The 15,374-nt window shown below is 49.6% G+C and carries 11 protein-coding genes; 8 read left to right on the top strand and 3 right to left on the bottom strand.

From position 1 onward, the window contains the following. Positions 1 to 18: 18 nt before the first annotated feature. The 3 genes from secA to E4T81_RS09675 form a co-directional block, all read right to left on the bottom strand. Positions 19 to 3,399, bottom strand: coding sequence for a preprotein translocase subunit SecA (secA, locus tag E4T81_RS09665; protein ID WP_135043993.1), 3,381 nt, complete (start codon positions 3,397 to 3,399; stop codon positions 19 to 21). Between the two features lie 85 nt (positions 3,400 to 3,484). Next, positions 3,485 to 5,101, bottom strand: a complete 1,617-nt coding sequence (locus E4T81_RS09670; protein ID WP_135043995.1) for an alkaline phosphatase family protein — start codon at positions 5,099 to 5,101, stop codon at positions 3,485 to 3,487. Continuing rightward, on the bottom strand, positions 5,074 to 6,279 hold the full coding sequence (locus E4T81_RS09675; RefSeq protein WP_135043997.1) for a DUF4105 domain-containing protein: 1,206 nt from the start codon (positions 6,277 to 6,279) through the stop codon (positions 5,074 to 5,076). The genes E4T81_RS09670 and E4T81_RS09675 overlap by 28 nt, the downstream gene beginning before the upstream one ends. Before the next feature lie 127 nt (positions 6,280 to 6,406). Between E4T81_RS09675 and E4T81_RS09680 the strand changes: the two genes are divergently transcribed. The 8 genes from E4T81_RS09680 to E4T81_RS09715 all read left to right on the top strand — a co-directional run bounded on the left by E4T81_RS09680 (position 6,407) and on the right by E4T81_RS09715 (position 15,370). Next, positions 6,407 to 7,810, top strand: a complete 1,404-nt coding sequence (locus E4T81_RS09680; protein ID WP_135043999.1) for a hypothetical protein — start codon at positions 6,407 to 6,409, stop codon at positions 7,808 to 7,810. A gap of 38 nt (positions 7,811 to 7,848) precedes the next feature. Continuing rightward, on the top strand, positions 7,849 to 9,288 hold the full coding sequence (locus E4T81_RS09685; RefSeq protein WP_135044002.1) for a carbon starvation protein A: 1,440 nt from the start codon (positions 7,849 to 7,851) through the stop codon (positions 9,286 to 9,288). A gap of 3 nt (positions 9,289 to 9,291) precedes the next feature. Beyond that, the gene (locus E4T81_RS09690; protein WP_135044004.1) at positions 9,292 to 10,113 is read left to right on the top strand and encodes a histidinol-phosphatase; all 822 of its coding nucleotides are present in this window, start codon (positions 9,292 to 9,294) and stop codon (positions 10,111 to 10,113) included. 2 nt (positions 10,114 to 10,115) lie between these two features. After that, positions 10,116 to 11,036, top strand: a complete 921-nt coding sequence (gene metA, locus E4T81_RS09695) for a homoserine O-succinyltransferase (protein ID WP_135044006.1) — start codon at positions 10,116 to 10,118, stop codon at positions 11,034 to 11,036. A 215-nt stretch (positions 11,037 to 11,251) separates the two neighbouring features. Further along, positions 11,252 to 12,973: a SulP family inorganic anion transporter gene (locus tag E4T81_RS09700; RefSeq protein ID WP_135044008.1), complete on the top strand. Its 1,722-nt coding sequence runs from the start codon at positions 11,252 to 11,254 to the stop codon at positions 12,971 to 12,973. Positions 12,974 to 13,032: 59 nt separating this feature from the next. Further along, positions 13,033 to 13,341, top strand: coding sequence for a hypothetical protein (locus E4T81_RS09705; RefSeq protein ID WP_245207052.1), 309 nt, complete (start codon positions 13,033 to 13,035; stop codon positions 13,339 to 13,341). A 184-nt stretch (positions 13,342 to 13,525) separates the two neighbouring features. Beyond that, on the top strand, positions 13,526 to 13,786 hold the full coding sequence (locus E4T81_RS09710) for a DUF4492 domain-containing protein (RefSeq protein ID WP_135044010.1): 261 nt from the start codon (positions 13,526 to 13,528) through the stop codon (positions 13,784 to 13,786). A 12-nt stretch (positions 13,787 to 13,798) separates the two neighbouring features. After that, entirely contained in the window at positions 13,799 to 15,370 is a 1,572-nt protein-coding gene (locus E4T81_RS09715) for a cytochrome ubiquinol oxidase subunit I (protein WP_135044012.1), read from the top strand. Positions 15,371 to 15,374 lie beyond the last annotated feature (4 nt).

Here is a 15,374-nt window from a genome sequence, read left to right on the forward strand (position 1 = left end):
TCTGATGTTTATATGTTGTCAGGCATTCTTGCCGTGACAGTTTTTGTATTTTTTACCTGAGCCACAGGGACAAGGATCGTTTCTTCCTACTCTTGGCGCGTTGACAATCGGCTGAGTGCGGCGCTGTTCTCCTTGTGGTGCCGATGCGGCATTGCGCTGTGCTTCCGAGCCGGGATATTGCTCCTTGCTTGCCTTATAGCGGCTATAATCGTTGGGTCGCTCGGGCATAGCCTCCTTCATCTGCGGCTGCTGGCGTGGCTGCTCTTTTTCCGAGCTTAGCTGAGCGTCGCTTGCACGCGGAGCCTGGGGCTGCGGAATGAATATCTGACCGCGCAGGAGCGATGACGCCGCCTTTGTGTTGAGGGTGTTCATAGCCGCCTCAAAGAGGTGGAATGACTCTACCTTGTAGATTACAAGCGGGTCTTTCTGCTCGTATGATGCATTCTGCACTGACTGGCGCAGCTGGTCAAGTTCGCGGAGATGCTCTTTCCACACTTCGTCGATTGTCACGAGAAGTATTGCCTTGTGCCACTCCTTGAGTATTGATTTGCACTCGGTCCTGTATGCCTCGTTGATGTCACAGGGAATGTTGAACACCCTTTTGCCGTCGGTGATGGGGACAAGGATTCTGCCGCCTTTCTCACCGGCGCCCTTATTCTCCACCCAGTCCTTTATTACCGGCATCGCAATCTCGATTATGCGCTCGCCCTTGCGCTGGAACGCTTCGTTGACAGTTGCAAACACACGGTCAAATGCTTCTTTCTTCGGCATGCCGCGGTATTCCTCTTCCGTAAACGGAGTCTCGATGGCAAATACCTTGAGAAGCTCCATTGAGAGGTCGGCATAGTCGGCAGGCGAGTCATAGGTGTTGAGGATGTTTTCTACGGTGTCATAGAGCATGTTGTTGATGTCTATTCCGACACGTTCACCCATCAGTGCATGGTGGCGGCGTCCGTATATGTACTGACGCTGCTTGTTCATCACGTCGTCATATTCCAGAAGGCGCTTACGTATACCGAAGTTGTTTTCCTCAACTCGTTTCTGAGCGTTCTCGATAGCGCGGTTCACCATCTTTGACTCAATCATCTCTCCTTCTTTTACGCCGAGAGTGTCAAGCATCTTGGTTACGCGGTCGCCTGCAAACAGACGCATCAGCTGGTCTTCAAACGACAGATAGAATACAGATGAACCCGGGTCTCCCTGACGACCTGCACGACCACGCAACTGACGGTCGACGCGGCGTGATTCATGGCGCTCGGTACCGATGATGGCAAGACCTCCGGCATCCTTCACTTCTGAAGGAAGCTTGATGTCGGTACCACGACCCGCCATATTGGTGGCTATGGTCACGGTGCCTTTCTTTCCTGCCTGAGCCACAATGTCGGCTTCTTTCTGGTGAAGCTTTGCATTCAGCACATTGTGGGGTATGTGGCGTAAAGTCAACATTCGTGACAGCAATTCTGAAATCTCGACTGAAGTAGTGCCGACAAGGACAGGACGTCCCTGCTTTACAAGCTCTACAATCTCTTCGATTACAGCTGCATATTTTTCTTTCTTTGTGCGATATACTCGGTCGTTCATGTCGATACGTGCCACCGGCTTATTGGTCGGGATAGTCACGACATCGAGCTTGTAGATGTCCCAGAACTCGCCTGCCTCGGTCTCTGCCGTACCGGTCATACCGGCAAGCTTGTGATACATGCGGAAGTAATTCTGGAGGGTGATTGTCGCAAAGGTCTGGGTCGCAGCCTCGACTTTTACACCTTCTTTTGCTTCGATAGCCTGGTGTAGACCGTCGGAATAGCGGCGTCCTTCCATGATACGACCGGTCTGCTCGTCTACAATCTTGATTTTGTTGTCGTCAATCACATACTCGACATCTTTCTCAAATAGAGCGTAAGCCTTGAGCAGCTGGTTGACTGTGTGGACACGCTCGGCCTTGACAGCATAGTTCTGCATGAGGTCATCTTTTTTCTGCTGACGGTCGGCGGGGGCAAGCGACTGGTCACCTTCCACCTCAGAGAGTTGTGCGGCTATGTCAGGAAGCACGAAGAACTGGGGGTCCTGGCTTCTGCCTGTAAGCTCGTCGATACCCTTGTCGGTCAGTTCGACAGAGCGGTTTTTTTCATCAATCACAAAGTACAGGGGCTCGACAGCCTTTGGCATCTCCCTGCCGTTGTCCTGCATGTAGTAGCCCTCGGTCTCAAGCAGCAGCGGCTTGATTCCCTCGGTTGACAGATACTTGATGAGGGCACCGTACTTGGGCAGACCCTTGTAGGCGCGGAAGAGCTGGAGGGCTCCCTCTTTTCTTGTCTCTTTGTCGTCGCTGGCTATTTTTTCTTTTGCCTCGACAAGAAGTTTGGCAACAAGTTTGCGCTGTGCCTCAAATACCTTTTCTACATTATATTTATACTCGTTGAAGAGCTGGTCTTCGCCTTTGGGTACTGGTCCCGAGATGATAAGCGGTGTACGGGCATCGTCAATAAGCACGGAGTCTACCTCGTCGACAATTGCATAATAGTGTTTGCGCTGCACCATGTCCTGAGGCGACATAGCCATGTTGTCACGAAGATAGTCAAATCCGAATTCATTGTTGGTACCGAATGTTATGTCACAGGCATAAGCTTTGCGGCGCGCTTCCGAGTTTGGCTGGTGCTTGTCGATGCAGTCCACTGTCTGTCCGTGGAACATGTACAGCGGTCCCATCCATTCCGAGTCACGCTTTGACAGGTAGTCGTTGACTGTTACCACGTGTACGCCGCGTCCGGTGAGCGAGCGGAGGAAGACAGGGAGAGTGGCGACGAGAGTTTTACCTTCACCGGTCGCCATCTCGGCGATTTTGCCCTGGTGAAGCACGATACCACCGATGAGCTGCACATCGTAATGTACCATGTCCCACTTGATTTCATTACCGCCGGCAATCCAGTGGTTTTTGTATATCGCCTTGTCGCCTTCGATGCTTACGAAGTCTTTGCCTGCGGCGGCAAGGTCGCGGTCCATCTGGGTCGCTGTGACCTCGATAGTCTCGTTGGCGGCAAAACGTGCCGCAGTCTCGCGCATGGCGGCAAATACCGTGGGAAGCACCCTGTCGAGCTCGGTTTCATAAGTCTCAAGGATATTCTTTTCACGGGCATCGATGTCGTCCCATAGCGGCTGGCGCTCGTCAAAGGGAAGCTCGTCAATCTTTGCCTTTATTTCGGCAATGGCTGTGGTGTCAGCCTCTGTCGCTTTGGCAAACTCTTTCTTGATGTTTGTTATGGTGTCACGCAACTCGTCGTTGGTGAGCTCTTTCATTTTCGGACCCAGAGCGTTTATCTGGTCGACAATAGGCTGGATTTCCTTTAGATCGCGCTGCGATTTGTTTCCAAACAGCTTGCTGAGAATTGATGTAAATGACATGTATTGTAATGTTTAAATTAGCAAAATTGATTGTATTGACGGAGAAGAGGGAAATGCCTTGGCTGGATATAACGGCGATGCCTGATTACTTCTTTTCAAGGCGTAACGGAGGAAATTCAGCCGCATTGGGCGACCTTATGCGCAGCAGTCGCGCCACAGTCGGGGCGATAGAGCGTGCGTCAGTCTCTGTCGATATGTGTTGTGGCTTCAGGTCGGGCGACAACAGGAATACCGGTGCGGTCATGGTGCCTGTGCGCATAGTCGACCTGCGTTCTTTCTTGTTTACAGGGTCGGTCTCCACTATCTCCCAGCCGGGGTTTACCTCGATAAGCACATCACCGGCATAGTCGACATGGGTGTTGCGTTTTATGGCGTCGGCATTTACGCCGGCTCTCCCCGCGAGAATGTCGTCAATGGTCCATACACGGCTTACCGCGCTCATCCTCACAAGGAAGTCGGCAGCCTCGGCACGTACGGTCTTTACATCGAGGTCATGCTCTTTTATGAGCTTGTGGTTGAGATACATCTGTCCGTTATAGTATCCCGATACCCACTCCCCGTTGCCATATTTTGCCATCAGATACACGTTGAGCAGCGAGATTGCCTGACGGGGAGAAAATTCACCGTCGGGGATTCCCCATTTTTCATCGTCGCGCTTGTTGTTCTGTACAGGCGGCGTGCCTGCAATCATTATGAAAGTATTGGCGAGCCCAACGTTGGAGTCTATTGTCTTAAACAGCCTTGCAAGCTCTGAGTCAAGCCTTATATAGCTGTCCATTGTCTCGATGCGGCTGTCGGCGTCTTTTGCCGCCGCGAAGGGGGCAAGCGTGTAGCCGATGCTCAGCATGTCCATTGCATTGCCGTTGCCAAGGCGAAGACCTTTTATGTAATCTGACGCTATGTCGGTAAGCTCTGTGTTTACCGGTCCCGATGTCTTGTAATTGCGGAACCGGTCTATGTCGTTGCGCTGGAAAAGATAGCGAAACGGGTAATACTTCTTATAGGCAGGCAGGTCGGGATATTTCTCCGGCTCCATGAGCGGACGCCATGTAAGCGTGTCAAGGCGCGTCGCGAGCGGCTTTGAATAGTTGCGTGACTGCATTGGCGACGGCACGTCTTTATAATAGGTGGTTGTCGCCCATCGCCCTGTCACGTCATTTATCCAGAAGGCGCTGTTGCCGGCGTGACCTGCGAGAATGATTGATTGAGGCGCCGACGGAGCAATCGAATATACGTTGCCGAGACCACCGCCGTCGATGCGCACCTCGTCGGAGAGTGTGCTTACCTTTATGGCTTTAGGTGAATATGTCTCGTCAGTGTAATTGCCTATTTTCGACGGGTCGTGAACCACGGGATAGCTTATGCGCTTTTCCGTGTCGTAGACCATTGCCGCCGGGATTCCGTTGATTGCCGGAGAACTGCCGGTATAAATCATTGCAGTAGCCGCCGCGACATCAACGGCTGTGCCGTAGTTGACATCGTCAAACATCACTCCCTCGCGCATTATGCGCTTGAAACCGTCTTCTCCGAAATAGCCTTTCAGAAGATCGAGGTAATCCTCCCTCAATCCGTCAATCATTATGCCCACTACAAGACGCGGACGCGGTGACGGAGCCTGTGCGGCAACGGTAAGTGTCACCATTGACGCGACAAGAGCCGTGATTAGACGGGAGGTTATAAAGAATTCGTTTTTTCGGCGCATAGTGTAATGTATAAATATCGTACTGTCAAAATAATATCGGCGGCAATCAGAGGGATAAACGCGGGATTTCCCGACTGACCCGTAAAGCCCCACATGACAATTAACAATATTAACGCTGCAAAGTTAATAAATCCGTATAATTTTACCAACCTGCCACACTTTTTTATATAAATGAATATCGGCACGATGAGGCATAACGGATTGAGCCACAGGAGAAGCCAGTTGGGTGAGGTGGCTTCATGGACTGATATAAATACAAGAAAGGAGAGCAACAGCCCGCATAGACCGAAGATAAAAAACATGATTGCATCTACCCAGCGGGTCACTTTTCTCTTCCTGAAGTCGTGTATTGCCACCACGATTACAAGGGCAAGCACGATGCAGCCTACAGCCAGTGGTGTCATATACGGGGGAGTCGCCGGGAGCGGCCCGCCGCCTTCGCGGGCATTCAAGATTACGCGTGACTCCTTGACGACCGGTCGCCCGTTGATTGTGGCGCTGTCCATCATCTCTTTGAGTATCAACGGGGCAAATGCCTTTTCGCGGATACTTACAGGGTAGTCGATACCGCTTCCGAGCGCGAGGTCGATGCCAAACTGATACCAGGGATAGGCTGCATGGTAATGGCGCATTATGTCGCGGAATGTCGTCAGTGTGTCGCTTCCGGAGGTGGCATGCAGGTCTATTGTGTCGCCCAGCGCTTTCTCAATCATGGCGAGCGGTCGCGTCGAGCAGTTGTCTTTTACGTAGTTGTATCGGTAGGTGCGGTTTTCCGGCAAAGTGTTTTCCTGTAGCATTGACAGCAGCTTTGCGGCTTCTTCCTGCGAAAGGTTAAGCGGTTGCTCAATGACGCTCCTTCCGCTTCGGCTATATTCTTCCATAAAATACCGGAACGGGTAGGCGGTCACCATATAATCGGTCTCGCCTTTGACAAAGCGGTACACGAAATTTGGCGTATTGAAGTCAAAAGTCCCGTAATTTACGGCTATGTCCATAGGCTCTTGTTTTATACGGAGAGCCGTGTGTCCGCAAAGCTCATATATTTCTGCGCCCGGGGAGCATGTTATGAGGCTTATCTCAAGCTCCGGCAGAGAGTCGGCTGTAGTGTCGGCATGGACCGATAACCGGTTACACAACAATGCGGCAAGAAACAGCGATATTGTAATAAATCTTACCATGTTAATCTTAATAATGCTTACAAAGATAGCTAAACTATGATGAATTTTATTACCTGAGGCAGTTAATTTTTGAAGTTAGGATTATAATGCGTAAATTTGAACTTGTTTTTTGACATATTTTGACCATATGTGGAATAAAAATTTAAAATCATATTTTTCTGCCGTTTTGCTGTCGGTCGCGATTGGCGGCTCGGCCGTTACGCTTGATGAGGCAAAGGAGATGTATCGTGCCGGTGATTTTACCGGGGCGCTTCCTGTGTTTCTTGACGCTTACAAGACAAAGCCGCGGGATGCGTCGCTCAATCAGTGGATAGGTGTTTGCCTTATCCAGGAAGGGCGTCCCGACGAGGCTGTGAAATATCTTAGATTTGCCCATGACAAGGGTGTTGCCGAGGCTCCGAGATACCTTGCCGAGCTGGCGTTTTATGACTATGACTTTGACAAGGCTGAGGAATATATAGAGCGTTATGAGAAGAGCCTGAAGAAGTCGCGCAAGCCGCTGCCCGAAGATATGGAGGCGTTGCAGGCGCGTATCGATATTGCCCGCAACATGCTTGACCGTGTTGAGAAAATAGTCATAATCGACAGCGTTGCCGTGAATCGTGACGAGTTTTTCAAGGCTTACAGGCTGTCGCCTGAAAGCGGCTCGGTAAATGATGCCGATGTGCTCCCTCAGGGCTATGAGGCTGCATCCATGACTGCGGTCTATATGCCTGAGACCCGCTCTTTTATGGCATGGGCGGCTCCTGACTCAATGGAAAATTATGTACTTGTCGGGGCAAATCAGCTTTTCGACGGTTCATGGGAGGCTCCAAGGGTGCTTGGAGAGTCGCTTGCGATGAACGGTGACAGCAATTATCCGTTCATGATGTCAGACGGTGTGACGCTGTACTATGCCAACGATGGCGATGAGTCGCTCGGCGGTTATGACATATTCATCAGTCGTAAAGACGAGGATGACTTTTTGCAGCCTCAGAACATAGGCATGCCATACAATTCGCCCTACGATGACTATCTGCTTGCCATTGATGAAGTGACAGGAGTGGGATGGTGGGCGACTGACCGCAATCAGCTTGGTGACTATATTACCATATATAAGTTTATCCCGTCAGATTTGCGTAACAATTATCCTGTCGATACTCCCGACCTTGCTGCAAAGGCGCGTGTCACGTCTTATCGGTCGACATGGGCTGAGGGGGATGATTATTCCGGTCTTCTTGCTGAAATCGAGGCTATTGATCCTGACCGCAAGGTAAAGAAAGAGGATTTCCGCTTTGCGCTTCCCGGAGGCAGGGTCTATACGACATGGGATGATTTCAAGAAGCCTCGTGCGCGTCATCAGATGGAGGAATATGTCAGGAGTAAGGACGCCCTTGACAAGGATCTTGATGAACTTGCCGCCCTGCGTGTGCGTTACCATGACGGCGACCGCAGCGTGAAGGACGCTGTGTTGCGTCTTGAGAAGCGTGTTATTGCCGCGCGTGAGGAGCTCAAGGCAAAAGCCAATGAGGTAGTAAAAGCGGAACGATGACCGGAACCTTTATTCACTTAATTAGATAATAGCTGTTTATGACCACATTTCTTGTAGCAGTGGTGGTGCTTGTCGCCGGCTACTTTGTTTACGGCATGCTTGTTGAGCGGGTCATAGGATGTGACCCGAAACGTCAGATGCCATGCTACACCAGGCAGGACGGGGTGGACTATATGCCTCTTCCCGTGTGGAAAGTATTTTTGATTCAATTTCTTAATATAGCAGGGCTGGGACCTATATTCGGTGCGATAATGGGTATCATGTTTGGTCCGGCTGCCTTCCTTTGGATTGTGCTCGGGACCGTGTTTGCCGGTGCCGTGCATGATTTTTTGTCGGGCGTGATTTCCGTGCGCCGCGACGGTGCGTCTCTGCCGGAGATTGTCGGAAATGAACTCGGCGGCGGAGTCAAGCAGCTGATGAGAGTGTTCTCGCTGCTTCTTATGGTGCTTGTCGGTGCCGTGTTTGTGCTCACCCCGGCGGGCCTTATCGCCGGCATGACACCGGAATGGATGGATACCCGCTTCTGGATATTTGCGATATTCCTGTATTATATGCTTGCTACGGTATTGCCTATCGACAAGCTTATCGGCAATATATATCCTGTCTTTGGCTTTGCGCTGTTATTCATGGCCGCAGGCATAATGTGTGTGCTGATATTTGGTGATGTGACCATTCCTGACGGGTTGTCGGAAGGATTGTACAACCGCAGGGCTGATGCAGGGTCAATGCCTCTGTTCCCCATGATGTTTGTCTCTATCGCTTGCGGTGCTATCTCGGGATTTCATGCCACGCAGTCGCCGATGATGGCGCGGTGTCTTAAAAACGAGAGGCTTGCGCGCCCGGTGTTTTATGGCGCGATGGTGGCTGAGGGGCTTGTGGCGCTCATATGGGCTGCCGCCGCGATAGCATTTACCGGAGGATATGGTCAGCTTGGCGAATATCTGTCGGCAGGCGGTGGAGCGGGCGCTCTTGTCCACGACATCTCTATCAGCTGGCTGGGCGCTTTCGGAGGAGTGTTGGCGATACTTGGCGTAATCGCCGCCCCGATCACTACCGGCGACACCGCTTTGAGAAGCGCGCGCCTGATTGCTGCTGATTTTATGCGTTACGACCAGCGCACCATCGTGCGTCGTCTTATTGTCTCTATCCCGATTTTTGCAATCACATTTTTTATCATGCAGATGGATTTTGAAATCCTCTGGCGATATTTCGCGTGGTGCAATCAGGCTCTTTCCGTGTTTACCCTTTGGGCGATAACCGTTTATCTCGCACGACATGGAAAGATTTACTGGATAACCATGATTCCGGCGATGTTCATGACATGTGTATGCATGACCTATATATTGTTTGCTCCTGAAGGATTCCATCTCGACTACTCGTTGTCGGTCGGCGCAGGGCTCGTTTCAGCATTGCTTGTCTGCGTGTGGTTTATGCGCAAGGTAGTTTATTCCAAATCGTTTAATATAGTTGAGGACTGATTCATGACTGATACTGACATTATTGCCATATACGGCTCTACCGACAAATATAATTTTCATAGTCACACTCAGTTTTGCGACGGACGTGTCGACATGGAGGTGATGACTCGTGCGGCGATTGACGCCGGCATGCAGCACTGGGGATTTTCGCCTCACTCGCCGGTGCCGTTTGAGTCGCCGTGCAACATGTATGCCGGGGATGTCGAGACCTACCTCTCGGAGGTGGAGAGGCTGAAGGGGATATATGGTGACCGAATCAGTCTTTATGCTTCGATGGAAATCGACTATCTCGGTGACAACTGGGGGGCGGCGACTCCTTATTTCAGGAATTTGCCGCTGGATTATCGCATAGGGTCAGTGCATTTTGTCCCGTCAGACAAGGGATATGTAGATGTCGACGGCAGTTTTGAGTCGTTCAAGGTGAAGATGGCTGAATATTTCAGTAATGACATACGCCATGTCGTCAACCTGTTTTACCACCAGTCAATGGCGATGGTCGAAGCCGGAGGATTTGACATAATCGGTCATCTTGACAAGATAGGTCACAATGCCTCTTTGTTCCGGCCGGGCATAGAGGATGAAGACTGGTATTGCCGCCTGGTAAACGACCTTATTGACCTCGTGATAGAGAAGGATATTATTGCCGAGATTAATACAAAGACTTACGTGTCGGCAGGTCGCTTTTTCCCGTCGCTCCGCTACTGGCAGAGGCTTGCCGATGCCGGAGTGAAGATGGTGGTCAACAGTGACGCCCATTATCCGGAGAGAGTCAATCTTGGCAGAGATGCCGCTTTTGCTTTATTAAAAACCGACAATTCATTATAATTATGCCAGTAAGAGTCCCTGTGTCACTGCCAGCAGTCGAGACACTCCGCGAAGAAAACATATTTGTCATTGACGAGCAACGCGCCTCGTCACAGGACATCCGTCCGCTTCGTATCGGTATCTTAAATCTCATGCCGCTGAAGATAATGACGGAGACCGATCTGTTGAGGCTTATATCCAATACGCCGCTGCAGATTGAGCTTGACCTTATCGACACGGCATCACATGTGTCGCGTAATACTCCACGCGAGCATGTCGAAGAGTTTTACAAGACCTTTGAGGATATACGCGGACAAAACTATGACGGATTCATAATAACAGGCGCTCCGGTGGAAAAAGTGGATTTTGAAGAGGTCGACTACTGGGAAGAGCTATGTGGCATATTTGACTGGGCGCGTACCCATGTCACCTCTACATTATATATATGCTGGGCTGCGTTTGCCGGGCTGTATCACCACTACGGTGTGCCGAAACATGTCATCGACCATAAAATCTCCGGAGTGTTTCCTCATTATGTCAGTGATCCGCGCAATCCCATATTCCGTGGGTTTGACGATGAGTTTTATGTGCCCCACAGCCGCTTCAGTGAGTTGAGGCGTGAAGAGGTGGAGGCTGTGAATGGGCTTGACATAATTGCTGAAAGCCCTGAAAGCGGGGTATACATGGTGATGGCACGAAACGGCAGGGAGTTTTTTATTACCGGACATTCTGAATACTCGCCCGGGACCCTTGATTTCGAGTATCGCCGTGATCTTGAAAAGGGCATGAACCCGTCAGTGCCGGCACATTACTATGTTGACGATGACCCTGCGAAAGGTCCTATCGTGCGTTGGCGTTCCCATGCCAACCTGCTGTTCAGCAACTGGCTGAACTATTTCGTATATCAGGAGACTCCTTACGACATCCGCGACATCCACGTGTAGACGCTGATGTCGCGGATGTAAGCCTGACCGGGCGAAGCCGGGAGATGTTAGGAGAACTTCTGCTCGCCGTTGCTTGTAAGATGGGGATATTTTGAGAGAGTCTTTACAGTTTATTTACAGTTGTGTCATGTTTTTGTCGGGAATAGGATTTTTTATTAAATTTGCGCTTTCATTTTCCAATCTATAAAAATTGTTAAACTTTATCATCGTTTGAGATGAATCTTTCAGGTACAATTGACTTTCGTCCGAAATTGGTTTCGGCGTTGCGTCACTATTCATTGAGTCGTTTTAAAGACGACCTTATCGCGGGTATAGTAGTCGGTATCGTGGCACTCCCGCTTGCTATCGCATTTGGTATCGCTTCAGGTGTAAGCCCGACTGTGGGATTGATTACCGCTATCATAGGTGGTTTTCTTGTGTCGGCTTGTGGAGGTAACTCTGTCCAGATCGGCGGCCCTACAGGCGCGTTTATCGTAATAGTCTACAGCATCATCCAGAATTTCGGATTGCAGGGGCTCGCAATCGCGACTCTGATGGCAGGACTTATACTGATTCTTTTAGGGCTGTTTCATCTTGGCACTGTCATCAAGTTTATCCCTTATCCGATTGTCGTTGGGTTTACGAGCGGTATCGCGCTTACAATCTTCTCTACGCAGATTAACGACTTTTTCGGGCTTGGACTGAAAGATGTGCCGAGCGATTTCTTCTCAAAGTGGGGGGTGTTTATCTCTAACTTCGGTAACATCGACCTGCCTACGCTTGGAGTCGGCATCGTGTCGCTGTTGATAATCGTGTTTACTCCGAAGTTGTCAAAGAAACTTCCCGGTTCGCTTATCGCTATTGTGATAGTAACGGCGCTTGTATATTTTATGGAGGGCTTGATTCCCGGCATGGAAGTGGAGACTATCGGCGACCGCTTCGGCAGTCTTCCTACCGACATCCCTCAGCCACAAGGCTTTGAACTGTCGATGAACACTATAAACATGCTTATGCCCTCGGCATTTACAATCGCTATATTATGTGCCATCGAGTCGTTGCTTTCCGCGACTGTCGCCGATGGTGTGACAGGCTCGCGCACTAACAGCAACACGGAGCTTATAGGTCAGGGTATAGCAAATGTTGTCGTGCCGTTTTTCGGCGGCATACCCGTGACGGGCGCTATCGCGCGTACAATGACCAATATCACCAACGGCGGTCGTACACCGGTTGCCGGAATCATACACACAGTCGTGCTTCTGTTGATATTCCTCTTCCTTATGCCTCTTATCAACCTGGTGCCGATGAGCTGCCTTGCCGCCGTGCTTATTGTCGTGTCATATAATATGAGCGGATGGCGTACAGTGGTAGGAATCTTCAAGGCTCCGAAGAGTGACGTGTCAGTGCTTGTGGTGACATTCCTCCTTACTGTTATATTTGACCTTACGATAGCCATAGAGATCGGTCTGCTGCTGGCGGTCATATTGTTTTTGCGCCGAGTCATGGAAAATACCGAAATCAAGGTGTATTCCGAGCAGCTCGATGTTGCTGAGGGGACAGAGCTGACGCAGCATGAAGTGCTTGATGTGGCGCAGGGTGTGAGTGTATATGAAATCGACGGACCGTTTTTCTTTGGCGTAGCTACCAAGTTTGACGAGACGATGAGGTCGACCCTCGGCACCAAACCGGTTGTGCGCATAATCCGCATGCGTAAGGTGCCGTTTATCGATGCCACTGCCGTGCATAACCTTGAACTTCTTATCAAGTCGTCGCAGAGCGAGGGTATACACGTTGTGTTGTCGGGAGTAAACCAGCAGGTGCGCCAGACTCTTGTCAAGTCGGGTATCGACAGTCTTGTCGGAAACGACCATATCTGCGACCATATAACGAAGGCTGTAGTGATGGCTAATAAGATTGCTGATGCACGCAGGGCTGAGGTCAACCACAAGGTAAACGCGTAAATTATTAAAAATCAAGTTAAAATAATGCACAATTTTGCGCTGTTTAATAAAAACGCATTTTGCTGCAAAAAAATATTCTAAAAAATGTTGTAGTATTCCAATTTTGTATTAACTTTGCAACGTTTTTGAAGCTAAAAATTGTTTTATTATTAATTCACAAAGAAATGAAAAAGTTAGTTTTATTACTTGCTGTTATGTTCAGCGTATCAATGTTCGCTTGCAAGTCATCTGAGGCTACTGACGCTGCTGCTGATTCTGCAGTTGTTGTAGAGGAAGAAGTTGTAGCTGTTGAAGAAGTAGCTCCTGCTGATTCAGTAGTTGCTGACTCTGCTGCTGTTGTAGCTGACTCTGCAGTTGTTGCTGAATAATTATTATTCAAACAGCATGAAATAAGCTGACCACTAAGTGATCAGCTTTTTTTGTGTCTTTACGTGAGCGTTTTTATCTTTTGTGACTGCTCCGGCCGCCTTATTCCGATACTGTGAAACTATTAAGTGATTTAATTTGTTTTTAATAAAAGTAAAGTTTACTTTTGTTAAAAGCAAATATATCATGAACCCTATACAAGAGTCCGTGAAGGGCAATATATTTATGCGGATTTACCGTTTCTATCGCGATGGTTTCCGTTCAATGACCGTAGGTCGCTATCTGTGGCTTATGATTATCCTTAAATTATTTATACTGTTTTTTGTGTTTAAGCTCTTTTTCTTCCCCGATATACTTAAAAGAGACTATGATGATGACCGTGAGCGTGCCCAGGCTGTAAGAAGTGCGCTTATTGATGAGGATAGAAATCAATATCAACAAAAATAATAACAATCGCTTATGGATGACTTAATTAGTGTAGTAGAGTGGTCGCGATGGCAATTTGCGCTTACCGCGATGTATCACTGGCTATTTGTGCCTCTTACAATCGGTCTGGCTCTCATCGTGGCAGTTATGGAAAGCATTTATGTGAGAACCAAGGAGATGAAGTGGCTTGCCATGACAAAATTCTGGATGCTTCTCTTTGGCATAAACTTTGCCATCGGAGTGGCTACCGGCATCATTCTTGAATTTGAGTTTGGTACAAACTGGTCCAATTACAGTTGGTTTGTCGGCGACATATTCGGCGCCCCGCTTGCAATAGAAGGTATAGTGGCGTTTTTCATGGAGTCGACATTCATTGCCGTTATGTTTTTCGGATGGAAGAGGGTGAGTCCCGCTTTTCATCTGACGGCTACGTGGCTCACCGCTGCCGGCACAGCCTTGTCGGCGATGTGGATTCTTATAGCCAATGCATGGATGCAGCAGCCTGCCGGCATGGAGTTTGACCCCGCTCAGATGCGCAATGTGATGGACGATTTCTGGGCTCTTGTCTTCTCTGATACGGCAGTGGCCAAGTTTACCCATACGGTTTCGAGCGCCTGGGTTGTAGCCGGAGTGTTTGTGATTGGCGTAAGCTCATGGTTCTTGTTGAAGAGGCGTCATGTAGAGATGGCTATGGATTCGATAAAGGTTGCAGGATGGATCGGGGGTGCCGGCATACTTGTCACGCTCGCGACCGGCGACCTCTCGGCTGTCAACGTGGCAAAGCATCAGCCTATGAAACTTGCCGCGATGGAGGGCCTTTACAATGGTAGCCGCGGACAGGAACTTGTGGCTTTAGGGGTGCTTAACCCGTCAAAGGAGGTCGGCAACGATGAAAATCCTTACCTGTTCCATGTCAGCATCCCTTATGGGTTGTCATTTCTTGCGACTCATGACCCCCATGCGTTTGTGCCCGGTATCAATGACCTTATCGAGGGTATAGAGATTGATGAAAACGGCGACACTATAAAGACTGTAGGATACGGCGAGCGTATAACACTTGGCAGGGAGGCCCATGAGGCTCTGCGTGCCTATGACAAGGCGATGGCTGCCGGCGACGTCGAGGCGATGGCTGAAGCTGAAAAGGAATTGAAGTCAAAATATGAGTATTTCGGCTATGGCTATTTTGACTCGCCGGAAGAAGCGGTGCCGCCTGTGGCGATGACATTTTATGCTTTCAGAATCATGGTGATTGCCGGCGGTTATCTGCTGCTCTTTTTCGCAGTTGCCCTGTTTGCCGCCTATAGAAAGCCGTCGTGGCTTAAAAACAGACTTGTCAATTGGGTTGGCATGCTGTCGATAATCGTTGTATGGGTCTGCTCTCAGAGCGGATGGATTACCGCCGAGGTGGGCCGTCAGCCTTGGGTGATTCAGAATCTTATGCCTACGCGCGCGGCAATCAGCCAGATAAGCGAGTCGTCGGTAATAGTGACCTTCTGGATGTTTGCAGCGGTGTTTACGATTCTGCTTGCCGCCGAGGTGAGCATAATGCTTACTCAGATAAACAAACATTCAAAGGAAGATTTATCAATAATATCTAAAGAATAACAGC

It is taken from the genome of Barnesiella sp. WM24 (genome assembly GCF_004570975.1).
GTDB lineage: Bacteria > Bacteroidota > Bacteroidia > Bacteroidales > Muribaculaceae > Muribaculum.

Excerpts from the sequence above, each read along its gene's own strand:
- E4T81_RS09690 (WP_135044004.1), top strand. The coding sequence starts at position 9,292 with ATGACTGATACTGACATTATTGCCATATACGGCTCTACCGACAAATAT.
- metA (WP_135044006.1), top strand. The coding sequence starts at position 10,116 with ATGCCAGTAAGAGTCCCTGTGTCACTGCCAGCAGTCGAGACACTCCGC.
- secA (WP_135043993.1), bottom strand. The coding sequence starts at position 3,399 with ATGTCATTTACATCAATTCTCAGCAAGCTGTTTGGAAACAAATCGCAG.
- E4T81_RS09675 (WP_135043997.1), bottom strand. The coding sequence starts at position 6,279 with ATGGTAAGATTTATTACAATATCGCTGTTTCTTGCCGCATTGTTGTGT.
- E4T81_RS09685 (WP_135044002.1), top strand. The coding sequence starts at position 7,849 with ATGACCACATTTCTTGTAGCAGTGGTGGTGCTTGTCGCCGGCTACTTT.
- E4T81_RS09710 (WP_135044010.1), top strand. The coding sequence starts at position 13,526 with ATGAACCCTATACAAGAGTCCGTGAAGGGCAATATATTTATGCGGATT.
- E4T81_RS09700 (WP_135044008.1), top strand. The coding sequence starts at position 11,252 with ATGAATCTTTCAGGTACAATTGACTTTCGTCCGAAATTGGTTTCGGCG.
- E4T81_RS09680 (WP_135043999.1), top strand. The coding sequence starts at position 6,407 with ATGTGGAATAAAAATTTAAAATCATATTTTTCTGCCGTTTTGCTGTCG.
- E4T81_RS09715 (WP_135044012.1), top strand. The coding sequence starts at position 13,799 with ATGGATGACTTAATTAGTGTAGTAGAGTGGTCGCGATGGCAATTTGCG.
- E4T81_RS09670 (WP_135043995.1), bottom strand. The coding sequence starts at position 5,101 with ATGCGCCGAAAAAACGAATTCTTTATAACCTCCCGTCTAATCACGGCT.